At 73.4% G+C, this 23723-nt stretch carries 21 protein-coding genes; 14 read left to right on the top strand and 7 right to left on the bottom strand.

Annotation, left to right across the window (positions count from 1 at the left end; genetic code table 11):
- The first annotated feature begins 3 nt into the window (after positions 1 to 3).
- On the top strand, positions 4 to 1086 hold the full coding sequence (manB, locus tag AC3EUJ_RS32380) for a mannose-1-phosphate guanylyltransferase (RefSeq protein WP_431967718.1): 1083 nt from the start codon (positions 4 to 6) through the stop codon (positions 1084 to 1086).
- A 118-nt stretch (positions 1087 to 1204) separates the two neighbouring features.
- Positions 1205 to 2158, top strand: a complete 954-nt coding sequence (locus tag AC3EUJ_RS32375; protein WP_431967748.1) for a DNA-3-methyladenine glycosylase family protein — start codon at positions 1205 to 1207, stop codon at positions 2156 to 2158.
- 45 nt (positions 2159 to 2203) lie between these two features.
- Here the strand turns inward: AC3EUJ_RS32375 and AC3EUJ_RS32370 are convergent, their stop codons facing one another.
- From AC3EUJ_RS32370 to AC3EUJ_RS32350, 5 genes are all read right to left on the bottom strand, one after another.
- The gene (locus tag AC3EUJ_RS32370; RefSeq protein WP_431967716.1) at positions 2204 to 2563 is read right to left on the bottom strand and encodes a hypothetical protein; all 360 of its coding nucleotides are present in this window, start codon (positions 2561 to 2563) and stop codon (positions 2204 to 2206) included.
- Positions 2564 to 2780: 217 nt separating this feature from the next.
- Positions 2781 to 2978: a hypothetical protein gene (locus AC3EUJ_RS32365; protein WP_431967714.1), complete on the bottom strand. Its 198-nt coding sequence runs from the start codon at positions 2976 to 2978 to the stop codon at positions 2781 to 2783.
- A gap of 81 nt (positions 2979 to 3059) precedes the next feature.
- The gene (locus AC3EUJ_RS32360) at positions 3060 to 4328 is read right to left on the bottom strand and encodes a coenzyme F420-0:L-glutamate ligase (protein ID WP_431967746.1); all 1269 of its coding nucleotides are present in this window, start codon (positions 4326 to 4328) and stop codon (positions 3060 to 3062) included.
- A 32-nt stretch (positions 4329 to 4360) separates the two neighbouring features.
- Positions 4361 to 5332, bottom strand: a complete 972-nt coding sequence (gene cofD, locus AC3EUJ_RS32355) for a 2-phospho-L-lactate transferase (protein ID WP_431967712.1) — start codon at positions 5330 to 5332, stop codon at positions 4361 to 4363.
- Positions 5333 to 5357: 25 nt separating this feature from the next.
- Positions 5358 to 5867 carry a cysteine dioxygenase gene (locus AC3EUJ_RS32350; RefSeq protein WP_431967710.1) on the bottom strand — a complete coding sequence of 170 codons (510 nt, stop codon included), beginning with the start codon at positions 5865 to 5867 and terminating at the stop codon, positions 5358 to 5360.
- A gap of 589 nt (positions 5868 to 6456) precedes the next feature.
- On the opposite strand from AC3EUJ_RS32350, the gene AC3EUJ_RS32345 reads away from it, so the two are divergent.
- From AC3EUJ_RS32345 to AC3EUJ_RS32335, 3 genes are all read left to right on the top strand, one after another.
- On the top strand, positions 6457 to 6720 hold the full coding sequence (locus tag AC3EUJ_RS32345) for a WhiB family transcriptional regulator (protein WP_018559705.1): 264 nt from the start codon (positions 6457 to 6459) through the stop codon (positions 6718 to 6720).
- 208 nt (positions 6721 to 6928) lie between these two features.
- A complete protein-coding gene (locus tag AC3EUJ_RS32340; protein ID WP_431967708.1) occupies positions 6929 to 10687 on the top strand; it encodes a glycosyltransferase in 3759 nt (1252 codons plus the stop codon).
- Positions 10684 to 12165 carry a DUF5719 family protein gene (locus AC3EUJ_RS32335; RefSeq protein ID WP_431967706.1) on the top strand — a complete coding sequence of 494 codons (1482 nt, stop codon included), beginning with the start codon at positions 10684 to 10686 and terminating at the stop codon, positions 12163 to 12165. The genes AC3EUJ_RS32340 and AC3EUJ_RS32335 overlap by 4 nt, the downstream gene beginning before the upstream one ends.
- A gap of 60 nt (positions 12166 to 12225) precedes the next feature.
- Here AC3EUJ_RS32335 and AC3EUJ_RS32330 read toward each other — a convergent pair whose 3' ends face one another.
- On the bottom strand, positions 12226 to 12678 hold the full coding sequence (locus tag AC3EUJ_RS32330) for a metallopeptidase family protein (RefSeq protein ID WP_431967703.1): 453 nt from the start codon (positions 12676 to 12678) through the stop codon (positions 12226 to 12228).
- Positions 12679 to 12980: 302 nt separating this feature from the next.
- On the opposite strand from AC3EUJ_RS32330, the gene AC3EUJ_RS32325 reads away from it, so the two are divergent.
- The 8 genes from AC3EUJ_RS32325 to AC3EUJ_RS32290 all read left to right on the top strand — a co-directional run bounded on the left by AC3EUJ_RS32325 (position 12981) and on the right by AC3EUJ_RS32290 (position 21241).
- A complete protein-coding gene (locus AC3EUJ_RS32325) occupies positions 12981 to 13400 on the top strand; it encodes a DUF3499 domain-containing protein (RefSeq protein WP_431967744.1) in 420 nt (139 codons plus the stop codon).
- 181 nt (positions 13401 to 13581) lie between these two features.
- Positions 13582 to 14940: a phosphomannomutase/phosphoglucomutase gene (locus AC3EUJ_RS32320; RefSeq protein WP_431967701.1), complete on the top strand. Its 1359-nt coding sequence runs from the start codon at positions 13582 to 13584 to the stop codon at positions 14938 to 14940.
- A 223-nt stretch (positions 14941 to 15163) separates the two neighbouring features.
- Positions 15164 to 15343, top strand: coding sequence for a Trm112 family protein (locus tag AC3EUJ_RS32315; RefSeq protein ID WP_431967699.1), 180 nt, complete (start codon positions 15164 to 15166; stop codon positions 15341 to 15343).
- A gap of 58 nt (positions 15344 to 15401) precedes the next feature.
- The gene (locus AC3EUJ_RS32310; protein ID WP_431967697.1) at positions 15402 to 16553 is read left to right on the top strand and encodes an SIS domain-containing protein; all 1152 of its coding nucleotides are present in this window, start codon (positions 15402 to 15404) and stop codon (positions 16551 to 16553) included.
- A 4-nt stretch (positions 16554 to 16557) separates the two neighbouring features.
- A complete protein-coding gene (gene manA, locus AC3EUJ_RS32305; protein ID WP_431967695.1) occupies positions 16558 to 17766 on the top strand; it encodes a mannose-6-phosphate isomerase, class I in 1209 nt (402 codons plus the stop codon).
- 96 nt (positions 17767 to 17862) lie between these two features.
- Complete coding sequence (locus AC3EUJ_RS32300; protein ID WP_431967693.1) at positions 17863 to 18798, top strand: cation diffusion facilitator family transporter; 936 nt, start codon at positions 17863 to 17865, stop codon at positions 18796 to 18798.
- Positions 18799 to 19036: 238 nt separating this feature from the next.
- Positions 19037 to 20488 (top strand): adenosylhomocysteinase, encoded by a 1452-nt coding sequence (ahcY, locus tag AC3EUJ_RS32295; RefSeq protein ID WP_431967691.1) that lies wholly within the window; start codon positions 19037 to 19039, stop codon positions 20486 to 20488.
- 129 nt (positions 20489 to 20617) lie between these two features.
- Positions 20618 to 21241 carry a hypothetical protein gene (locus AC3EUJ_RS32290; protein WP_431967689.1) on the top strand — a complete coding sequence of 208 codons (624 nt, stop codon included), beginning with the start codon at positions 20618 to 20620 and terminating at the stop codon, positions 21239 to 21241.
- Positions 21242 to 21264: 23 nt separating this feature from the next.
- On the opposite strand, the gene AC3EUJ_RS32285 is transcribed toward AC3EUJ_RS32290, so the two are convergent.
- The gene (locus AC3EUJ_RS32285; RefSeq protein ID WP_431967687.1) at positions 21265 to 22278 is read right to left on the bottom strand and encodes an RDD family protein; all 1014 of its coding nucleotides are present in this window, start codon (positions 22276 to 22278) and stop codon (positions 21265 to 21267) included.
- 94 nt (positions 22279 to 22372) lie between these two features.
- Here AC3EUJ_RS32285 and AC3EUJ_RS32280 point away from each other — a divergent pair, with 94 nt between their 5' ends.
- The gene (locus tag AC3EUJ_RS32280; protein ID WP_431967685.1) at positions 22373 to 23380 is read left to right on the top strand and encodes a stage II sporulation protein M; all 1008 of its coding nucleotides are present in this window, start codon (positions 22373 to 22375) and stop codon (positions 23378 to 23380) included.
- Positions 23381 to 23723: the final 343 nt, after the last annotated feature.

The raw sequence follows: 23723 nt of genomic DNA, 5'->3' as shown, positions 1-23723 counted from the left end.
CAGGTGACTGAAGCGATCCTCTTGGTCGGCGGCAAGGGCACCAGACTGCGCCCCCTGACGGTGCACACCCCCAAGCCGATGGTCCCCGCGGCCGGCGTCCCGTTCCTCACCCACCAACTGGCCCGGGCACGCGCGGCGGGCGTCGAGCACATCGTCCTGGCGACTTCCTACCTCGCCGAGGTCTTCGAGCCGCACTTCGGCGACGGGTCCGCCCTCGGGCTGCGCCTGGATTACGTCACCGAGGACGAGCCGCTCGGCACCGGCGGCGCCATCCGCAACGCCGCCGACCGCCTGGACTGCGCCCCCGGCGACCCGGTCCTGGTGTTCAACGGGGACATCCTCACCGGTCTCGACATCGCCGGCCTCGTCGCCACCCACCGCGACTCGGGCGCGGACGTCTCCCTCCACCTGACCCGCGTCGAGGACCCGCGCGCCTTCGGGCTCGTGCCGACCGACGCCGCCGGCCGCGTCACCGCGTTCCTGGAGAAGCCGGAGACGCCCGAGGAGATCGTCACCGACCAGATCAACGCCGGCGCCTACGTCTTCGACCGCTCCGTCATCGACGCCATCCCCACCGGTCGTGCGGTCTCCGTCGAGCGCGAGACCTTCCCCGGCCTGCTGGCCGACGGCGCCCATCTGCAGGGCATGGTCGACTCCACCTACTGGCTCGACCTCGGCACCCCGCACGCCTTCGTCCGCGGCTCCGCCGACCTCGTACTCGGCCACGCGCCCTCCCCGGCCGTCCCCGGCCGCTGCGGCGAACGCCTCGTCCTGGAGGGCGCCCGGGTCGCCGACGACGCCAAGCTCACCGGCGGCACCGCCGTCTCCGCGGGCGCGGTCATCGGCGCGGGGGCGGTCGTCGATGGCAGCACGGTCCTGGCGGGCGCCGTCGTCCGTCCCGGCGCGACCGTCGTGGACTCGCTCATCGGCGCCGACGCGGTCATCGGGGAGCGCACCGTCGTCCACGGCTCGGTCATCGGCGACGGCGCGCACATCGGCGCCGACAACGAACTGCGGCACGGCGTACGCATCTGGTGCGGCGCGGTCATCCCGGACGGCGCGGTCCGCTTCTCCTCCGACCAGTAGCCGCCGCGGGCCCCGGCCGGTGGGCGCGCCCCGCCCACCGGCCCGGAAACCCCGAAAGCCGAAAGCCCGACGGCCCACGCCGTAGGCTCGGGGGGTGCACCCCGAGCAGACCCGACTCCTGCGCGGCGCGGCCGGCCGCGTCCCAGGTCCCCGCACACCCGGCCGCACCCGCCGCTGGACCCCGCGCGGGCCCCTGGACCTCGGCCTCACGCTCGGCCCCCTGCGCCGCGGCCCCGGCGACCCGGCGTTCCGCGTCGGCGCCGACCGCGCCGTCTACCGCGCCTCGCGGACCCCCGAGGGCCCCGGCACCCTGCGCATCGCCCGCCCCTCCGGCGGGGAGGTCGAGGCCGAGGCATGGGGCCCCGGCGCGGACTGGCTGCTGGACCGCCTCCCCGGCCTGCTCGGCGACGCCGACGACCCCGGCGCCTTCACCGCCCGGCACCGCGTCGTCCATGAGGCCCACCGCCGCAACCCCGGCCTGCGGCTGACCCGTACCGGCCTGGTGCTGGAGTCCCTCATCCCGGCGGTCCTCGAGCAGAAGGTCACGTCCGACGAGGCGTACCGCTCCTGGCGGCTGCTGCTGTGGCGTTTCGGCGAGCCCGCCCCCGGCCCCGGTGAGGAACTGCGCATGCGGGTCATGCCCGACGCCCGCGGCTGGGCCATGATCCCCTCCTGGGAGTGGCACCGCGCCAACGTCGACGGCAAGCGCTCCGCCGCCGCGGTCCGGGCCGCCCGCGCCGCCGCCCGCATGGAACAGGCCACCGGCCTCGCCCCCGCCGACGCCCTCGCCCGCCTCCAGGCCGTCCCCGGTATCGGCCCCTGGACCGCCGCAGAGACCCTGCAGCGCAGCAACGGCGACCCCGACGCGATCACGGTCGGCGACCTCCACCTGCCGCACACCGTCGGCTACGCCCTCACCGGCGCCCACCGCTCCGACGACGCCACCATGCTCGAACTCCTCGAGCCCTACGCCGGCCAGCGCCACCGCGCCGCCCGCCTCATCCTGCTCACCGGCCGCCGCCCCCCACGCCGCGCCCCCCGCATGGCGCCGGGCAACATCGTGCCCCTGTGACGGTGGCCGCGAGACGCGCGTGGGTCTCGCGCTGCGTCCGCCGCGTCACACGTGGCACTTCACGTTGACCAGCAGCGTGTCCCCGGCAAGGTCCAGCAGGTAACCGTCGACGCGCTTCTGCTCCGCGGGCAGCTCGGGCTCGTGCGGGCAGGCCGCGGGGCCGTGGCACTCCCCGTGGATCCCCGGTCCGCCGTCCTCGTACCACCAGCCGCCCAGCGTGAGCACGTTGCGCCTGCGCAGCGCGTATGCGACCTGTTGCTCGACGAACGTCTCCCGCTCGGTGCGTCCTACATCCTCGACCGGGTCCAACTCCTGGAGGAACCAGTACCAATAGCGCTGGGTCGGCAACGTCCGCAGGCAGGCGTCGAAGGCCCGCACGAGCGGCTGGGCACGGCGTCGTACCACCCGGACTCGGCTTCCGCGCGGTCGCGGTAGACCTTCCACGGGTCGGCCGGCGGCAGTTCGGCCGCCAGTTCGTGCCATCGCCGCCAGGCCGCCTCCGCCAGGCGGCGTGCCTCCTCGTGCGACGCGGAGAAGTCGAGGAGCTCACGGGGCCCGCCCGCGCACCAGCCGAAGTCGTTGGGAAGCCTTTCGGACTTCCTGTCCCACCGGCGCGACCGGATCAGTCTCGGATCCCGCTCATGGCCGGGCAGGACGTTGAACCCGCCGCCATTCGCCTGGCCACCGGTGAGGTACCAGGCGTCCAGATGCCCAGCTCCCCTTCCCGTGTGCCGTCGATCTCGAACGGTGCCATCGCGTCGGCGATCGCCTCGTCCACCCGGTCGGCTGCCGCCCCCGGCAGACACACGGTGATGCTCATACCGGCCATGGGCACATGAGATCACGGCACACGGGCGGGGGGCCGCCCCATTCCCGCCCCCGAACCGGTCCGCGCCCGCCCTCAGCGCACCTCGATGAAGGCCTCCGCGCTCCGCCCCGGCCGCTCCTTCGGCGGCGCGGCGGGCCGGCCGATGGCGACGGCACCCATCGGGTCCCAGTCCTCCGGCAGGTCCAGGACCTCGCGCACCACGTCGCGGCAGAACATCGTCGACGACACCCATGCCGAGCCCAACTGCTCGCCGGCCAGGGCGACGAGGAAGTTCTCCACGGCCGCGCCCATCGCGACCACGAACATCTCGCGCTCGGCCGCCGAGCGCCGGGCGTCCGGGTAGTCGTGCGCCCCGTCCGCGACCAGACAGGGCACCACCAGGTACGGCGCCCGGCGCAGCACATCTCCGCGCCGCACCCGCTTGGCGATGGACTCCTCGCTGCGCCCGTCGCGGCGCAGGTCCTCGACCCAGGCGTCGCGCATGGCGTCCAGCAGCCGGACCCGCGCCCGCTCCGACTCCAGCAGCACGAAGCGCCACGGCGTCGTGTGGTGCGGCGCCGGCGCGGTGACCGCGAGGTCCACGGCGCGCCGTACGGCCGCCCCGTCGACGGGCTCGTCGGTGAAGTCGCGGATGGTGCGCCGCAGGGAGACGGCCTCGCGGACGGCCTCCGAAGTGCCCAGCCGGAACATGTCGTCGGCGGCGGACCGGACGAGGGCGCGGCCGCCGGCGCCGTCCTCCTCCGCGGGCAGCACCAGGCGGTCCAGACCCCGGACGACGGCGACGGGCGACCCGGTGGACTTGCCCTTGACCAGATCCCCGGCCGCGGCGAGCTCGTCCGCCAAGGCCGTGACCGTGACGGCCAGTTCGTTGCCGTGGGAGTCCGCCGCGCCCCGCAGGTCGTCCAGCACGCGCAGCCCGGCCACGCCGATCGCGACGTCGGTCAGGCCCTCGCGCCAGGGCCGCCCGAAGGTGTCGGTGACGACCACGCCGACGTTGACGCCGAGCGTGTCCCGCAGCCCCGCCCGGATGGCGCGGGCGGAGGCGTCCGGGTCCTCGGGCAGCAGCAGAATCGTGCCGGGCGCCGTGTTGGAGGCGTCCACGCCGGCCGCGGCCATGACGAAGCCGTGCCGGGTCTCCACGATCCGGGTCCGCCCGCGCCGCGCGACGAGCCGCACCGTCTCGGCGTCGATCGCGGCCTCGCGGTCGTCGGCGCGCACGACGCGACCCTCCGCCTTGCTGACGATCTTCGAGGTGACGACGAGGACGTCGCCGTCCGCCAGTTCCGCCGTGCTCGCCGCGACGAGCTTGGCCAGGTCCGTGCCGGGCTCGACCTCGGGCATGCCGGTGACGGCCCACACGCGGTAGGAGGCGGTCACGCCCGCACCTCCCCGGCCAGCTTCAGCGCCTCACGGGCCATCGCCGCCGTCGCGTCCAGGTCCGTCATCATCAGCGGTACGGCCCGGCAGCGGATGCCCGCGGCCTCGACCTCCGCCACCGTTCCCGCGTCGACGGTGTCGACCAGCCAGCCGTCCAGCAGCCCGGAGCCGTAGTGCGCGGCGACCGCCGCCGCCGTGGACTCCACGCCGACCGCCGCCAGCACCTTGTCGGCCATGCCCCGTACCGGGGCGTCGCCGACGATGGGGGAGAGGCCCACCACCGGCACGCCCGCCTCGGCGATGGCCTCGCGGATGCCGGGGACGGCGAGGATCGTGCCGACCGACACCACGGGGTTCGACGGCGGGAAGAGGATGACGTCCGCCTCGCCGATCGCCTCCAGCACGCCGGGCGCGGGCTTGGCACCCTCCGCGCCGACCGGCAGCACCGCGTACGCCGGGACGGAGGCCCGCAGCCGCACCCAGTACTCCTGGAAGTGGACCGCCTTGCGCCCGCCGCCGGGGCCCGCGTCCGGGTCGTCGATGACGACATGGGTCTCGATCCGGTCGTCGGTCATCGGGATCAGCCGCACGCCCGGCTTCCAGCGGGCGCACAGCGCCTCGGTGACCGCGCTGAGCGGATAGCCCGCGCCGATCATCTGGGTGCGCACGATGTGGGTCGCGAAGTCGCGGTCGCCGAGGCCGAACCACTCGGGCCCGACGCCGTAGGCGGTCAGCTCCTCCTTGACCGTGAAGGTCTCGTCGGCGCGGCCCCAGCCCTGCTCCTCGTGGATCCCGCCGCCCAGGGTGTACATGACGGTGTCGAGGTCGGGGCAGACCTTGAGGCCGAACAGGTGGATGTCGTCGCCGGTGTTGCCGATGACGGTGATGTCCGCCTCCGGCGCCGCCGCCTTCAGGCCGCGCAGGAAACGGGCTCCCCCGATGCCGCCGGCCAGTACCACGATTCGCATGCGGACAGTCTGTCAGCCCGCCGCGTCAGCCGGCGAACGTCCCCTCGGCCGCCGGCCTCCCGGAGGTGCAGGCGTAGGGGGTCATCTCCGTCAGGCCCGGGAAGTAGACGTGCAGGCTGACCGCGCCCTCCAGACAGTCGTTGACCACCTCGTGGACGTAGCCGGGCGCGAAGGCGCGCTGGTGGCCCGGCAGGAGTGAACGACGGGTCTCGCCGTTGCCGCCGAGGGCGCGTTCGGTGAGTTCGCCCTCCAGGACGGTCAGCACGCCCGAGGAGCGGCCGTGGTCGTGCAGCCCGCTGCCCTGGCCGGGCACCCAGCTGAGCAGCCAGACCTCGTAGCCCGGTCCGGTCTCCAGGCGGTCGTACCAGCGCGTGGTGGCGTCGTAGCGGACCCGCTGCGCCCAACGGGCGCGGTCGGCCGCGATCTTGCGGGCGAGTCCGGCGAATTCCGCGACGGTCACGGGGTAGGCGGGAGCGGGCGGAAGGAGGTGAGGGATGGCGAGAGGATCGCCGGCGATCGAGACGTCGCTGTTCATGGGTGCGGGAGTTCCTACGGAAGTGAGGAGCGTCAGGCATGCGCATGAGGCTGTGCGGGCTGGGAGGAGTCCTTCAGCGGCAACAGCTGGAACAGCGACAGTGAGCTTCCACGGCACGACGGAACTCGCCGAGGCGGCGGTTCCGGACAGGCGCGCGGGTCACTGGCATGCGCTCTAGCACACCGGGTCCTCGGTGAGCCTGTCAACTTCATGTCGGGTTTGTCGCAAATCTTTCACCTGATCCGGCTATTCAGCATGGTGAAAGGTTTGTGCGCAGAACACCCAGGAAATGTGCCGACGCAACCACACGGGTACGCAGGAACGTCTCCTCGTGAAACGTCGTTGTGTTTTCGTGATCGCATCGTGATCGCCACCCCCAGGGGCGTCGAGCGCGGTTGACGTTTGCGGACGTTTGGGCTGATTTGAGTACTTTCTGTCAAGCCTTGGTTCCGCAGGGTGAATAACGGGCCCAATAGCAGATCTCGGCTTGACTGGCCCGTATCGGCACACTTGTAATTTCACTCGTGTCGTTCGACCGTCGCAGGTAACGGCAACATCACGGGGACGCGAAAACAGACGAGGGGCGCGCATGACCGAGCTGTTCCAGCTGTTGCTGGCCGAAGAGGCCGACGAAGAGCTCGGGTGGCAGGAGCGCGCGCTGTGCGCGCAGACCGATCCCGAGTCCTTCTTCCCCGAGAAGGGCGGCTCCACCCGCGAGGCCAAGAAGGTCTGCCTCGCCTGCGAGGTCCGCTCCGACTGCCTCGACTACGCCCTCGCCAACGACGAGCGCTTCGGCATCTGGGGCGGCCTGTCCGAACGCGAGCGCCGGCGCCTGAAGAAGGGCGTCGTCTAGGCCCGTCCCCGGCATCCGCACCGGCGGCCGCCAGGAGACCGTCAGGCACCCGCCAGGCATCCGCCCGGTTCGCGTCCGTCACGGCAGGCTTCGTCGGTATTTGTGCCCCGGACCCGGAAGGGCCGGCTCCCGCAACCGTTAGTGTGGGGGCCCGTCCGAGACGCCCAAGGCGTCGTCCGAAGTCCAGCGAACCGGGGCCCGAACCTCGATGTCCGTGAACAGTTCTGCCGGGACTCAATACGCCGCCCAGGCACCGGAGTTCCCGCGCCACGTCGTCACCGCCGTGCTCGTCGCCCACGACGGTGCCCGCTGGCTGCCCAACGCGCTCTCGGGTCTGGTCTCCCAGGACCGCCCCGTCCAGGACGTGATCGCCGCCGACACCGGCAGCGCCGACGACTCCGCCCGCCTGCTCGCTGAGAGCCTCGGCGACCACCGCGTCCTGCACCTCGCCCGGCGCAACGGCTTCGGCGCCGCCGTCGACGAGTGCGTACGCGCCGCCGAGCCCCTCACCGCGGAGCAACTGCCCTACCTGGCCCGCCGCAGCAGCTGGGACCCGGTCTCCCGCAGCTGGAACGACGACGTCTACGACCAGCCCGAGCAGCCGCACGGCGAACCCGTGCAGTGGCTGTGGCTCCTGCACGACGACTGCGAGCCCGCCCCGGACGCCCTGCTCAACCTGCTGAAGGTGGCCGACGCCTCGCCGTCCGCCGCGATCATCGGCCCCAAGCTGCGCAGCTGGTACGACCGGCGCCAGCTGCTGGAGGTCGGCGTCTCCATCGCCCGCAGCGGCCGCCGCTGGACCGGCCTGGAGCGCCGCGAGCAGGACCAGGGCCAGCACGACCAGGTCCGCCAGGTGCTCTCGGTCTCCAGCGCGGGCATGCTGGTGCGCCGCGACGTGTGGGAGGACCTCGGCGGATTCGACCGCCGGCTGCCCCTCATGCGCGACGACGTCGACTTCTGCTGGCGCGCCCAGTCCGCCGGTCACACCGTGCTCGTCGCCCCCGACGCCGTCCTGCGGCACGCCGAGGCGGCCTCCCGCGAGCGCCGGCCCGTCGACTGCGCCGGCCGCTCCGCCGTCAACCCGCACCGCGTCGACAAGGCGGGGGCCGTCTACACGCTGCTGGCCAACACCCGCGGCGCCCTCCTCCCGTACGTCTTCGCGCGCATCGTGCTCGGCACCGTGCTACGCACCCTCGCCTACCTCGTCGGCAAGGTCCCCGGACAGGCCGTCGACGAGATCACCGGTCTGCTCTCGGTCCTGCTGCGCCCCGGCCGCCTCCTCAGCGCCCGCCACCGGCGCTCCCGGGCCGCCGTGCCGCCCTCCGAACTGCGGCCGCTCTTCCCGCCGCCCGGCGCGACCGTGCGGGCCACCGTCGAGCAGGTCGTCAGCAACGTGTCGGGCCGCGCGGCCGCCGACGCTTCCTCCGCCGGACGCCACGGCGGCGGGCTGGAGTCCGGGCCCAGCGGTGGCGACGACGACGGCGAATACATGGACGTCGAGCAGTTCGCGCTGCTCAAGCGCGTCGCGCGGCAGCCCGCCCCAATGCTCTTCGCCGTCCTGCTGCTCTTCTCCCTGATCGCCTGCCGTGCCCTCCTCGGCGGCGGCGCCCTGGCCGGCGGCGCGTTGCTGCCCGCCCCCGCCGATGCCTCCGACCTGTGGGGCTCCTACCTCGGCGGCTGGCACGCCCTCGGCGCCGGCAGCACCGCGACCGCGCCGCCCTACCTCGCGATCGTGGCCACCCTGTCGAGCGTCCTGCTCGGCAGCACCGGCCTCGCCCTGACCGTGCTCCTCGTCGCCTCGGTGCCGCTCGCGGGCCTGAGCGCCTACTTCGTGTCGCGGCCGCTGGTCGACTCCCGGCTGCTGCGCGCCTGGGGCGCCGTCGCGTACGCCTTCCTGCCCGCCGCCACCGGCGCCCTCGCCGGCGGCCGGCTCGGCACCGCCGTGCTGGCCATCCTGCTGCCGCTCTTGGCCCGCGCCGCCGTCTCCGCCGCGGGACTGCGGTTGTCGGGCGACGCCGTCGAGCGCGGTCTGCGGCCGGGCTGGCGCGCCGCCTGGGCCGTCGCGCTGCTGCTGACGATCGCCACCGCGTTCACCCCCATCACCTGGCTCGTCACGCTGGTGCTCGTCGGTGTCGCCATCGCCACGCGCATCGTGCGCGGGCAGGGCCGGCTCGTCGTCCCGCTGGCCATGCGGGCCGTGGCCGTCCTCGGCGCCCCCATGGTGGTGCTCGCGCCCTGGTCGGTCGGGCTGCTCACGCACCCCAAGCGCTTCCTGGAGGAGGCCGGCCTGCCGTTCGGCGCCGAGTCCGGCACCGCCACCGACCTCCTCCTGATCAACCCCGGCGGCCCCGGCGCCACCGGCGGCCTCCTGCTCGCGGGCATCGTCCTGGCCGCGCTGGCCGCCCTGGTGCGCGGCGAGCGCCGCTCGGCCATCGTCACCGCCTGGGTGGGCGCCCTGACCGGCCTGGTCTTCGCGGTCCTCGCCAACACCAGCGCCTGGGCCGGTCCCGCCACCCTCGTCTACGGCCTCGCGCTGATCGCCGCCGCCGCGGTGGGCGCCGAGGGCGCCCAGGAACGACTCGCCGCCTCCGGCTTCGGCTGGCGCCAGCCCGTCGCCGCGCTCGTCGCCCTGGCCGCCGTGCTCGCCCCCCTGTCCGCCGCCGTCGGCTGGATGGCCGGCGGCGCCGACGGACCGCTGGAGCGCCGCGACCCGACCCAGGTGCCCGCTTTCGTCGCCGAGGAGAGCACCACCCGCGACCAGGCCCGCACCCTCGTCCTGTCGGGCACGCCCGCCCACGTCTCGTACGCCCTCGTCCGCGGCGCCGGCGCCCGCCTCGGCGACTTCGAGATCGCCGCCGCGGAAGGCGGCGACGCCCGGCTCGCCAAGATCGTCGGCAACCTCGTGGCCGGCTCCGGCGCCGACCAGGCCAGCCAGCTCGGCGGCTACGCCGTGCGCTACGTCCTGGTCCAGCGCGGGGCCCCGCGCGAGGTCAGCCGCACCCTCGACAGCACCCCGGGCCTGTCCCGGCTCAGCCAGGCCGACGGCAGCGCACTGTGGCGGGTGGACGACGACGTCGCGCGCATCACGATCGTCGAGCCCTCCGGCAGCGGTACCGGCACCGGCTCCGGCCAGGACAGCGGCTCCGGCGAGGACGCCGACGGCTCCGCCGGCCCCGTGACCGTCGCCTCCGGCAAGGTCGAGGCCCACACCACCGTCCCGGCGGGCCCCGACGGCCGCGTGCTGCGCATCGCCGACCGCGCCGCTCCCGGCTGGACCGCCACCCTCGACGGCAAGGAGCTCCCCGCCACCACCGTCGATGGCTGGGCCCAGGGCTTCCGGCTGCCCAGCAGCGGCGGCCGGCTCGACCTCGTCTACGACGACCCGTTCACGCACACCGTGTGGCTGTGGGCCCAGGGCTTCCTCGGCCTGGTGCTCGTCGTGATGGCCCTGCCGGGCCGGCGCCGCGAGGTCGACGACGACCTGCCCGACGCGGAACCCGTGCCCGTGTCCGCGGCCGCGGCCGCCGGCATCCCGGCGCAGGGCGGCGACGGCCGCCGCGCCCGCCGGCTGCGGGCCGCCGCCGAGGCCGAGGGGGAGGCGGACGACGCCCTCGCCGAGCCCGAGGCCGCCGAGCCCGCGCACCAGGAGCAGGCCGAGTACGCGCAGTACGCCGAGTACGACCCGTACGCCGCGCCCCAGGAGGGCGACCCGTACGGCCAGGAGCAGTGGGCCGCGGAGTACACCAGCACCTACGGCCACGAGCAGCCCGCCCAGCCGCAGGAGCCGGTCTACGACCCGTACGGCTACGGACAGCAGCCCCAGCAGCCCGGCTACGACCGGCAGGGTTACGAGCAGCAGCCGCAGCAGCCGCAGGCCTACGACGCCTCGTACACCCCCTACGGCACCTATGACACGGACGCGTACGACACGGACGGCTACCGCCGCGACGGGAGCAACCAGCAGTGAACCGCAGCACCCTCTCCCTGATCGGCGTCACCGCAGCCCTGGCCGCGGTGGCCGGCGTCGCCACCGTCACCGGCGCGGGCACCCCGGACGCGGCGCCCGCCGTGAGCGCGGCGCGGCTGCCCGTCGAGCGGTCCACGCTGGCCTGCCCGGCGCCGTCGGACTCGGACTTCGCCTCGACCACGTACACCGCCTTCACGCCCAAGGGCGACTCCGCCGGCTCGGGCGGCACCGCCGCCCTGCTGCCCGCCGCCGGCCAGGACGGCAAGGCCGCCGCCAAGCGCAAGCCGGTCGCGCCGCTGAAGGAGGCCGGCAAACCGGTCACCGCGGTCACCGAGGTCGCCGACGCCCCCGCCCTCATCGGCACCGCCGACGGGGCGCTCGCCCCCGGCTGGACCGTGCAGCAGACCACGGTGGTCGACGCGGGCCCGGCCCGGGCGCTCCTCGGCGTCTCCTGCGCAGTGCCGGACAGCGAGTTCTGGTTCCCCGGCGTCAGCACCGGCGCCGACCGGCAGGACTACGTCCACCTGACCAACCCCGATGACACCTCCGCCGTCATCGACCTCGAGCTGTACGGCGACAAGGGCGAGGTCAAGACCACCACCACCGACGGCATCACGGTGCCGCCGGGCGCCACCGTCCCGGTCCTGCTCTCCACGCTCACCACGGAGAAGTCCGACGCCCTCACCCTGCACGTCAGCGCCCGCAGCGGCCGGGCCGGCGCCACCGTGGAGGCCGAGGACGCCAAGGCCGGCGGCGACTGGCTGCCCGCCTCCACCGACCCCGCCGCGGAGGCCGTCATGCCCGGCATTCCCGGCGACGCCTCCGACGTGCGCCTGGTGGTCTACGCGACCGGCGACAGCGACGCCGACCTCAAGCTGCGGCTCGCCTCCTCGGGCGGTGAGATCACCCCCGCCGGGCACGAGACCGTCCACGTCAAGAGCGGTATGACCACCGCCGTCGACCTCGGCGACGTCACCAAGGGCGAGGCCGGCTCACTGATCCTCACCCCGACCGACCCCTCCGACCAGGCCCCGGTGGTCGCCGCCCTGCGGATCACCCGAGGCAAGGGAGCCAACCAGGAGACCGCGTTCCTGCCCGCCGCCGCCCCCGTCGGCGACCGCGCCAGCGCCGCCGACAACCGCACCAAGGGCTCGACGCTCGCCCTCACCGCGCCGGAGGGCGACGCCACGGTGCGCGTGGTCACCTCCGCCTCGACGAAGGGCGGCGAACCCGTCACCAAGAACGTCCCGGTCAAGCGCGGCACGACGGTCGTCCTGTCGCCGCCCGCCCCCTCGGAGGGCAAGGGCGCCTTCGCCGTCACGGTCGAACCCGCCTCGGGCGGCCCCGTCTACGCCTCCCGGATGCTCGCCCTGCCGGAGGGGGGCGTGCCCATGTTCACCATCCAGGCGATGCCGGACGACCGCGGCCTGGTCGCGGTCCCGAAGTCGGAAGAGGACCTGTCCATCCTGAACCGCTGACGGCCCGCGGCCCACTGCCCGCGGCCCACTGCCCGCGGGCCCGCGCAGGTACGGGGAGGGCTAACCCTCCCCGTACCGGGGGTCGACGTTCTCCGGCGACAGCCCCAGCAGCTCCGCCACCTGCTCCACGACCACGTCGTGCACCAGCAGGGCCCGCTCCTCGCGGCTCTTGGCCCGGATCTCCACCGGCCGCCGGTACACCACGATGCGGTGCGGGTTGCCCTTGTGCCCGCCGATGAGCCGCCCCAGCGGCACCCCGTCGTCGAACCGGCCGTCGGGCGCGGCGCCGTCGGCGCCGTCCACCGGCCAGGGCACCTCCTGCACCGCGAACTCCACCTCCGCCAGCTGCGGCCAGCGCCGCTCGAGCCGGTCCGCGGCGTCCCGCACCAGGTCGTCGAAGGCGTCGGCGCGGGAGCGCGCCAGCGGCACCTGCGGGGGCGCGATGGGGCCGCGCATGCCGCGGCCGTGTCGGTCGCGGCGGCGCTGGCGCGGTGCGGGCGAAGGGGTGTCCATCACCTCTGAGAGTAGCCTTCGGAAGCCCCGGGTATGCGGCTCCGTGACCGCTGCCACCACCACGGGGGACGAGGACCGGACATCCCCGGTGATGTCGCGGAATGTACGGTCGCGCACCCCTGGCGCCCGTGCGATTCCCGTCTCCTGACCGCTTCGCCGATCGTAATTGCCAGCATTTGCGGCGTTTGGTGATCGGTGCCCTCTGAGGGGCGCCCATGCATTTCCGGCCCTTTGCAGGTCAGGCGCGTTGGGCGCAGGTCGGACCTTCCCGGCCAACCCGGACGACACGACGGGGTGAGCTCCTGGGGAGTCGTCGCGGCCCGCTCAAGAGTGCGGTACCGTCCAACGTCGTGAGCCTTGTACGTCGCTGTTCGCGCACCGCGTGTGGCCGTCCCGCCGTCGCGACGCTGACGTACGTCTACGCGGACTCCACCGCCGTCCTCGGACCGCTCGCCACCTACGCCGAACCCCACTGCTACGACCTGTGCTCCGAGCACTCCGAGCGCCTCACCGCCCCCCGCGGCTGGGAGGTCGTACGACTTGCCACGGACACCGGCCCCACCCGCCCCAGCGGCGACGACCTCGAAGCGCTCGCCAACGCCGTGCGCGAGGCCGCCCGCCCCCAGGAACGCGAGGGCAACGGCACCAACGGCCGCGGCGCGGACCCCATGGAGATCGCCCGGCGCGGGCATCTGCGCGTCCTGCGCTCACCGGACTCCTGACCGGCCCTCCCCGGCCCTCCCCGGCCCATTCCGGCCCTCCCGTCCCGGCCCTCCCCGGCCCGCTCTGCCCCGCGCCCTCACGCGTGACCGGGCTCCTCATGGCTCGTTCGGATCCGCCCGGTAGGTTGGCTCTTGCCACGATCCATCCACCGGCAACGGATTCCAGAGCGGAGCACATGCGGTGACCGACCTCTCCCAGCTCGTGAAGGCGTACGACGTCCGCGGAGTCGTCCCCGACCAATGGGGCGAGCCGCTCGCCGAACTCTTCGGCGCGGCATTCGTGACCGTGACCGGCGCCGACGCGATCGTGACGGGCCACGACATGCGGCCCTCCTCGCCCGGCCTGTCCCGGGCCTTCGCCCGCGGCGCGGCCTCACGCGGCGCGAAGGTCACCGAGATCGGCCTCTGCTCCACCGACCAGCTGTACTTCGCCAGCGGCAAGCTGGGCCTGCCCGGCGCGATGTTCACCGCCAGCCACAACCCGGCCCGGTACAACGGCATCAAGATGTGCCGCGCCGGCGCCGCCCCCGTCGGCCAGGACACCGGCCTTGCCGAGATCCGCGAACTCGTCGAGCAGTGGTCCGAGACCGGCCTGCCGGCGAGCGACGCCACCCCCGGCGAGGTCACCCGGCGGGACATGCTCGCCGACTACGCCGCCCACCTGCGCACCCTGGTCGACCTGAGCTCCATCCGGCACCTCAAGGTCGTCGTCGACGCCGGCAACGGCATGGGCGGGCACACGGTCCCCACCGTCTTCGACGGGCTGCCCATCGACCTCGTCCCGATGTACTTCGAGCTCGACGGCACCTTCCCCAACCACGAGGCCAACCCCCTCGACCCCAAGAACATCGTCGACCTGCAGGAGAAGGTGCGCGAGACCGGCGCCGACATCGGCATCGCCTTCGACGGCGACGCCGACCGCTGCTTCGTCGTCGACGAGCGCGGCGAGCCCGTCTCCCCGTCCGCGATCACCGCCCTGGTCGCAGCCCGCGAACTGGCCAAGCACCCGGGCTCCACCGTCATCCACAACCTGATCACCTCGTGGACCGTGCCCGAGGTCGTCAAGGAGCACGGCGGGACGCCCGTCCGCACCCGCGTCGGCCACTCCTTCATCAAGCAGGAGATGGCCCGCACCGGCGCCGTCTTCGGCGGCGAGCACTCCGCGCACTACTACTTCCGCGACTTCTGGAACGCCGACACCGGCATGCTCGCCGCGCTGCACGTCCTCGCCGCCCTCGGCGGCCAGGACGGCCCGCTGTCCGCGCTCGTCGCCGAGTACGACCGCTACGCCGCCTCCGGTGAGATCAACACCGCCGTCGACGACCAGGCCGGCCGGACCGCAGCCGTCCGCGCCGCCTTCGCCGACCGCCCGGGCACCGGCGTCGACGAGCTCGACGGGCTCACGGTCACCGGTGACGGCTGGTGGTTCAACCTCCGCCCCTCCAACACCGAGCCGCTGCTGCGCCTCAACGTGGAGGCCCGCGACACCGAGCTCATGGCCGGCGTCCGCGACGAGGTCCTCGCCCTCGTCCGCGGCTGACGGCGTCCCCCGCCGGAGCAGGCGCCGCCGAGCAGGCACCGCAGGAGGCAGCGCCGCACCTCACCGCAGCGCCTCCTCCGGCGGGGGCCCGGGCACCCGACACGGTCACGCGGGCCCGGCCCCCCGGCGATAGGCTGAATCCGCCGGTCCGGCCGCGCCCGCCCGCACACGGCGGACGCCCGGAAACCACGACGACCACCCGACCACAGGGGAGATGCCACCCATGCCGCTCGTCGAAGCCAGCCTCCTGGAGATCCTCGCCTGCCCCGCCTGCCACGCGCCCCTGCGCGAGGACGTCGAGGCCACCGAGCTCACCTGCACCTCGGCCGACTGCGGCCTGGCCTACCCCGTGCGCGACGACATCCCCGTCCTCCTCGTCGACGAGGCCCGCCGCCCCGCGTAAACGCGACCCGGCGCCCCGCGACACCCGACACGACCGGACCGGACCGGAGGACTCCCCGATGTTGGACGAGACGCTGCTCGACGACCCCGACGCCCTCGCCCGCGCCGACACCCGCGGCCTCCTCCTCGGCGTTGCGGCCGCCGGCGCCCGCGTCCGCACCGCCGCCCGCCTCGCCCAGGAGGCAGGCGTCGGCGAACTCAAACCCGACGGCCGCCCCCGCAGCGTCCTCGTCGCGGGCCCCGGCGCGGTCGCCGTCGCCGCCGTCGCCGAACTGCTGGCCGCCCTCGGCAACGGCAGCGGGCCCGTGCTGCCCCTGCACCCCGCCGGGCCCGCCCCGTACGACCTGCGGTGGACCCTCCCCGGCTGGGCCGGCCCCATGGACCTGCTGCTCATCGCCAGCCCCGCCGGCACCGAGGCGGGCCTGGCCGACCTCATCGAACAGGCCTACCGCCGCGGCTGCACCGCCGCCGCCGTCGTCCCCGCCGGCTCACCCATCGCCGAGGCGATCCAGCAGGTACGGGGCATGGTCCTGCCCTACGCCCCCGCGCCCGACCCGGCCTCCGTCGCGGGCGTCCTGGGCGAGGCCGCCGATCCCGCCGAGGACCTCGGCGCCTTCTGGGCGCTGCTCACCCCGCTGCTCGCCCTCGGCGACCGCATCGGCCTGCTCGCCGCCCCGCCGGACGCCATCGAGCGCGTCGCCGACCGCCTCGACGACGTCGCCGCCCGCTGCGGCCCGGCCACGGCCACCTACAGCAACCCCGCCAAGGCACTGGCCTCCGAACTCGCCGAGGCCCTGCCGGTGATGTGGAGCGACGGGCCGGTCGCCGCCGTCGCCGCCCGGCGCTTCGCCGCGGCCATCGCCGCCCGCGCCGGACGGCCCGCCCTGCACGGCGAACTCCCCGAGGCGCTCGACACCCACGGCGCGCTGCTCGCCGGCTCCCTGGCCGGCGCCCTCGACCCCGAGGACTTCTTCCGCGACCGCGTCGACGAGCCCGAGGACCTGCGCCTGCGCGTCGTGCTCCTGCACCGGCCCGGCAACGGCGCCGCGAGCTCCGCACCGCTCGCCCGCGAGCTGGCCACGACCCACGACACCCCGCTGAGCGAACTCGCCCCCGCCGAGGGCGGCGACCTGGAATCCGCCGTCGAACTCCTCGCCGTCACGGATTTCGCCTCGGTTTACCTCGCCATCACCTCCACCGGGAGATCATGACCGCATGGACCGCCTGACCAACACCATCCGCCCGTACGCCTGGGGATCCACCACCGCCATCCCCGAACTGCTCGGCACCACCCCCACGGGCGAGCCGCAGGCCGAACTGTGGATGGGCGCCCACCCCGGCGCCCCCTCCCGCATCGACCGCGGCAACGGTCCGGTCCCGCTCGACCAGGTGATCGCCGCCGACCCCCGGGGCGAACTCGGCGCCCCCGCCGTCGAACGCTTCGGCCCTCGGCTGCCCTTCCTGCTCAAGCTCCTCGCCGCCGGCTCCCCCCTCTCCCTGCAGGTGCACCCCGACCTCGCCCAGGCCGCCGCCGGCTTCGCCGACGAGGAGGCCCGCGGCATCCCCGTCGACGCCCCGCACCGCAACTACAAGGACGCCAACCACAAGCCGGAGATGATCGTCGCGCTCACCCCCTTCGAGGGACTGTGCGGCTTCCGCCACCCCGAGGAGACCGCGGCCCTCCTCTCCGGCCTCGGCGTCGACTCCCTCAAGCCGTACGCCGACATTCTGCGCGCCCACCCCGAGGAGGCCGCGCTCCGCGAGGTCCTCACCGCCGTGCTCGGCGCCGAACGCGACGCCATGGCCGGCATCGTGGACGACGCCGCCGAGGCCGCCGCCCGCCTCGCCACCGAGGGCGGACCGCACGCCGACGCGTACGCCGCCTACGCCGCCATCGCCCACGCCTACCCCGGCGACCCCGGCGTCATCGCGGCCATGCTCCTCAACCACGTCCGCCTCCAGCCCGGCGAGGCGCTCTTCCTCGGTGCCGGCATACCCCACGCCTACCTCAGCGGCCTCGGCGTCGAGATCATGGCCAACTCCGACAACGTCCTGCGCTGCGGCCTCACCCCCAAGCACGTCGACATCCCCGAACTGCTGCGCATCGTCCGCTTCCAGGCGGCCGACGCGGGTGTCCTGCGCCCCCAGGCGTCGCCCGACGGCGAGGAGCTCTACGGCACCCCCATCGACGAGTTCCGGCTCTCCCGCTACTCGCTCGCCGCCGGTGCCGCCCCCCGCACCCCGGACGACCGCACCGCCCAGATCCTGCTCTGCACCGAAGGCACCGCCACCGTGCGCACGCCCGGCGACCCGGCCGCCCCGGAACTCACCCTGACCCGCGGCCAGTCCGCCTACGTCCACGCAGGTGAACAAGTCGAACTCACCGGTGAGGGAACTGTCTTCCGGGCCACCGTGGTGGCCTGACGCACCAGGCGAAGCACGGCCTGCAAGAATGTCGCGCCGTAACGCAGTTAAAGGCCGGGCAAAGACCAGGGCCGACGGAAGGGATCATCAGCACCTATGAGCGCGTCAGGCGGAACCAAGGCGATCGTCGCCGCATTGGGCGCCAACCTCGCCATCGCGGTGAGCAAGTTCGTGGCGTTCGCCTTCAGCGGCTCCTCGTCGATGCTCGCCGAAGGCGTGCACTCGGTGGCCGACTCCGGCAACCAGGCGCTGCTCCTGCTGGGCGGCAAGAAGGCCCAGAAGAAGGCCACTGAGGAACACCCCTTCGGCTACGGCCGTGAGCGGTACATCTACGGCTTCCTCGTCTCCATCGTGCTGTTCACCATCGGCGGTGTCTTCGCCCTCTACGAGGGCTACGAGAAGGTCCAGCACCCCCACGAGATCGAGGCCTGGTACTGGCCCATCGGCGTCCTGGTCTTCGCGATCATCGCCGAGGGCTTCTCCTTCCGCACCGCCATAAAGGAATCCAACGAGCTGCGCGGCAAGCAGACCTGGCGCCAGTTCGTCCGCACCGCCAAGGCCCCCGAGCTCCCCGTCGTCCTCCTCGAGGACTTCGGCGCGCTCGTCGGCCTCGTGCTCGCCCTTGGTGGCGTCGGCCTGTCCCTGCTCACCGGCGACGGCGTCTGGGACGGCATCGGCACCCTCTGCATCGGCGCCCTCCTCGTCGTCATCGCCCTCGTCCTCGCCTCCGAGACCAAGTCGCTGCTCCTCGGCGAGGCGGCCGGCCCCGAGGTCGTCGCCCGCATCCGCGAGGCCATCGTCGACGGCGACACCGTCACCCGCCTGATCCACATGCGCACCCTCCACCTCGGCCCCGACGAACTCCTCGTCGCCGCCAAGATCGCCGTCCAGCACGACGACGACGCCACCGAGGTGGCCCGCGCCATCGATGCCGCCGAGGCCCGCATCCGCGAGGCCGAGCCCATCGCCCGCGTCATCTACCTCGAACCGGACATCTACCGCGAGCAGCCGGCCGCCCCCGCGGCGGACTGACCCACTTCACACGACCTCCACACACCTTCCGGACGCGCCCGGCCACTCGGTGTAGATTCGTCCCTAGCCAGACGTCGCTGCTGATGGCGGTCGGGCGGTCCGGAGACGGACCGGCCGAGGGAGAGAGGGCCTCCGACGGGCTGAGCTGCGGTCGAGGGAGACGTATGTCCGCATGCCGTCCCCCGCCCCGCAGCGTCAAGCCGATGTCCGTTCTGGAAGCACCCCACGAGGAGACTGCATGTCCCCCGTCACCAACGACTTCAAGGTCGCCGACCTCTCCCTGGCCACCTTCGGCCGCAAGGAGATCACCCTCGCCGAGCACGAGATGCCCGGCCTGATGGCCATCCGCGAGGAGTACGCGGCCGCCCAGCCGCTGGCCGGCGCCCGCATCACCGGCTCCCTGCACATGACCGTGCAGACCGCCGTCCTCATCGAGACCCTCGCCGCCCTCGGCGCCCAGGTCCGCTGGGCATCCTGCAACATCTTCTCCACGCAGGACCACGCCGCCGCGGCCGTCGCCGTCGGCCCCGAGGGCACTCCCGAGAACCCGCAGGGCATCCCCGTCTTCGCCTGGAAGGGCGAGACCCTCGCCGAGTACTGGTGGTGCACGGAGCAGGCCCTCACCTGGCCCGACTCGCCCACCGGCGGCCCGAACATGATCCTCGACGACGGTGGCGACGCCACCCTCCTCGTCCACAAGGGCGTCGAGTTCGAGAAGGCCGGCCAGGCCCCCGACCCCTCCACCGCCGACAGCGAGGAGTACGAGCAGATCCTGCTGCTCCTCAACCGCACCCTCGGCGAGAACCCCCAGAAGTGGACCCAGCTCTCCTCCGAGATCCGCGGCGTCACCGAGGAGACCACCACCGGCGTCCACCGCCTGTACGAGATGCAGCGCGACGGCACCCTGCTCTTCCCGGCGATCAACGTCAACGACGCCGTCACCAAGTCGAAGTTCGACAACAAGTACGGCTGCCGCCACTCCCTCATCGACGGCATCAACCGCGCCACCGACGTCCTCATCGGCGGCAAGGTCGCCGTCGTCTGCGGCTACGGCGACGTCGGCAAGGGCTGCGCCGAGTCGCTGCGCGGCCAGGGCGCCCGTGTCATCGTCACCGAGATCGACCCCATCAACGCCCTCCAGGCCGCGATGGACGGCTACCAGGTCACCGTGCTCGAGGACGTCGTCGAGATCGCCGACATCTTCGTCACCACCACCGGCAACCGCGACATCATCCTCGCCGAGCACATGCAGCGCATGAAGCACCAGGCGATCGTCGGCAACATCGGCCACTTCGACAACGAGATCGACATGGCCGGCCTCGCCAAGATCCCCGGCATCGTCAAGGACGAGGTCAAGCCCCAGGTCCACACCTGGACCTTCCCCGACGGCAAGGTCCTGATCGTGCTGTCCGAGGGCCGCCTGCTCAACCTGGGCAACGCCACCGGCCACCCCTCGTTCGTGATGTCCAACTCCTTCTCGGACCAGACCCTGGCCCAGATCGAGCTGTTCACCAAGCCCGAGGAGTACCCGATCGGCGTCTACGTCCTGCCCAAGCACCTCGACGAGAAGGTCGCCCGGCTCCACCTCGACGCCCTCGGTGTCAAGCTCACCACCCTGCGCCCTGAGCAGGCCTCCTACATCGGAGTTCCGGTCGAGGGCCCCTACAAGCCGGACCACTACCGCTACTGACGCCACCCGGGCCGACCGCGCCCCAGCGCGCCACCGGCCCCGCAGGCACCACAGGAGCCACCCCGCAGGCCCCCGCCCCCGGCGGGGGCCTGCCCCGTCGGGCCGCCGCCCGCTTTGTAAGGTCGAACCATGCCCCGCGGCCGCTACTCGTTCCACGACACCCACGACCACACCCCCCTCGGCGAAGAACACTTCCACTGCGCCACCGGCCCCACCGGCTGGCGCTACACCGCCCAGAACACCCACCCCGACGGCGGCCACGCCGGCTCGGTCGACCTCACCATCGACGAACTCGGCCGCCCCATCCGCCTCGAACTGCACGCCGCGGCCTGGCAGGTCCGCGGCGCCGCCCTCGACGGGCTCACCTGGGTCCGCACCGACCCCTCCGGCGAACACGCTCAGGAGGGCAACGTCCCCGCCCACGCCTTCACCGGCGCGTCACCCGCGTTCTTCGTCGCCACCGCGCGGCTGCTCCGCCTGCGGCCCGGCTCCCCCGCCACCCGCGTACGCCTCGTCGCATTCCAGCCCCCCGTGCTCGCACCCCGCACCCTCGACCAGTCGTGGACCCTGATCAAGAGCGAAGCACACCCCACTGACAACGACCCCCTGCTCGTGGACGAATACCAGGTCAACGACCTGGAGACCGGTGAACAGCACACCGTCCACATCGCCGGCGACGTCGTCCTCTCCGCCCCGGGCATCGAACTCGAGGATCTCGAGTCGCCCCCGTCCCGGTTTCCCGCGACGGACTGACGCCCCCGGCGGACCGGCGACCCTCAGGCCGGCGGCACGAAGCCCGTCGACGAGGACTCGGCAGAAGGCGACGAGGCCGAGGACCCGGACACCGGCGCCCGCGAGGCCCCCTCCCCGCCACGCACCGGCGGCACCGCGTCCCCCAGCACCCCGCCGTCCGCGCCGGGCGCCACCCAGCCCACCGACGACGGCACGGGCACCCCGCCCTGCCCCTGCTCCACGACCCGCAAATCCCCCGGCTCCACCCCGTTGTCCACCGGCGCGCCGAACACCCGGCGCGCCTCCCGCACCTGCCGCTCCGCCACCACCGCCGCGAGGAACACCGCCGGCGGAGTCCCCTCCGGCACCGGCGCCCCCGTGCACGCCACGACATCCCCCGCGAGCCGCTCCGCCATCGACCAGCCCACCTGCGGATCCAGCTGGTGCACCCGCGACAGGTACTGCCGCACCGCCAGCCACAGCCCCTCCGGCACCCCCGACAGGTCCACACCCGTCAACTGCTCCGCCAGCCACGGCGGCGCGGGCGGCAGCGGCCGCGACGACCGCGGCACCGGAATCCGCTCCCGCACCACCAGCGTCCCCGCGAACACGTCCCCGATCCGCCGACCACGCGCCGACACCAGCGAGGCGATGCAGGCGATCACCCCGAGGAACATCTGGATCTCGACCACCCCTACCGCACCGCGCACCAGCGCGTGCCGGAACCGGATCGGCCCGCCGTCGTCCCGCACCACCCGCAACCCGCAGGCCAGCTTTCCCAACGACCGCCCCCGGGTCAGCGTCTCCACCGCGATCGGCACCCCGATCAGCACCAGCACCAGCGAGGTCACGTACACCGCCAGGACCGCCGCCTCGTCCAGCGACGCCGTCGCCACGATCAGCACGATCGACACGACCAGATAACCGCCGATGTACACGACCCCGTCCAGCGCCGCCGCCAGCGCCCGGCTCGGCAACTTCGCCGAGTGCAAGCCCAGCTCGACCGCCTCACCCGTCACCAGCCGTCCGGCACCGCCCGCCGCGCTCGCCTCGCTCATGAGGGAACCCTCCTCCCGCCCACCCGGACCCGCAGCGCCCAGTCTGCCTCGTCTGCCAAGCTGGGAGCTCCCCGGCCAGCCAGGAGCAGCGTCCATGGACCTCGACGTCTTCGCAGCCGCCCACCACCACGAGTGGGAACGGCTCGACGCCCTGCTCCACCTGCACCGGCGCCTCACCGGCGAGGAGGCCGACGAACTGGTCACCCTCTACCAACGAGCCGCCACCCACCTCTCCCTCGTCCAGTCCAGCGCCCCCGACCCCGCACTCGTCGGACGCCTCACCACCCTGGTGGCTCGCGCACGCAGCGCCGTCACCGGCGCCCGCACCCCCGGCTGGCGTGACGCGGCCCTCTTCTTCACCCGCGCCTTCCCCGCCGCGGTGTACCGCTCACGCCACTGGTGGATTCCCACCGCGTTCGTCTCCACCGCGGTCGCCGCACTCATCGCCTGGTGGATCGCCACCCATCCCGAGGTCCAGGCGGCCATCGCCGCCCCCGACGAACTGCGCGCCCTGACCCGCCCCGGCGGCGAGTACGAGACCTACTACTCCAGTCACCCCGCCACCTCCTTCGCCGCCCAGGTCTGGACGAACAACGCAATGGCCGCCGGCTACTGCCTGGTCCTCGGCGTCCTCCTCGGGCTCCCCGTCCTCTACGTCCTGTTCGAGAACATGCTCAACCTGGGCCTGGGACTCGGCCTCATGGGCTCCGCGGGTCGCCTCGACACCTTCCTCGGGCTGCTTCTCCCGCACGGCCTCCTCGAACTGACCGCCGTCTTCGTCGCCGCCGGCACCGGCCTCCACCTCGGCTGGACCGTCATCGACCCCGGCCCCCGTCTCCGCCGCACGGCCCTTGCCGAGGAAGGCAGGGCGGCCATCGGCATGGCCATCGGCCTGGCCGCCGTCCTTTTCGTCTCCGGCGTCCTGGAAGCCTTCGTCACGCCCTCCGGTCTCCCCACCTGGGCCCGCATCGGCATCGGTGTCACCGCGGAGCTGCTCTTCCTCGTGTACGTCTTCGTCATCGGGCGGCGCGCCGCCCTCGCAGGCGAGACGGGCGACCTGGAAGAGGCCGACCGCAGTGACGTCCTGCCCACGGCGGCATGACCCGGACGGCCCACGTCGGCGATGTGCAACCGGGGCGGCTGACCTGCTAGTCTCCTGTTCGCCCCAAGACGCCTGTTGACACGGGTGGCGTGGGGAGGTAGATTTGAGCAGTTGCCACGAACTGGACATGTTCAGGGGCCAGCGGCTAGGATCTAGCCCGCTTCGAAAGACTATCGATCGCATCGCATCTCTCAGAAATAACTTTCTGAGTGGCCTTTCGTGTCGCTATTCATAGAGGCAAAACCCCGGCGGTAATCGGACACGAAAGAGTCTGATAAAGTCGGGACATCGAAAGGCGAAAGCCGGAAGATGAAACCCCGCTCCAACAGGGGGCCGGAAACGA

Source organism: Actinacidiphila sp. bgisy160, assembly GCF_057707815.1.
This window is presented reverse-complemented; position numbering and strand designations above follow the sequence as displayed.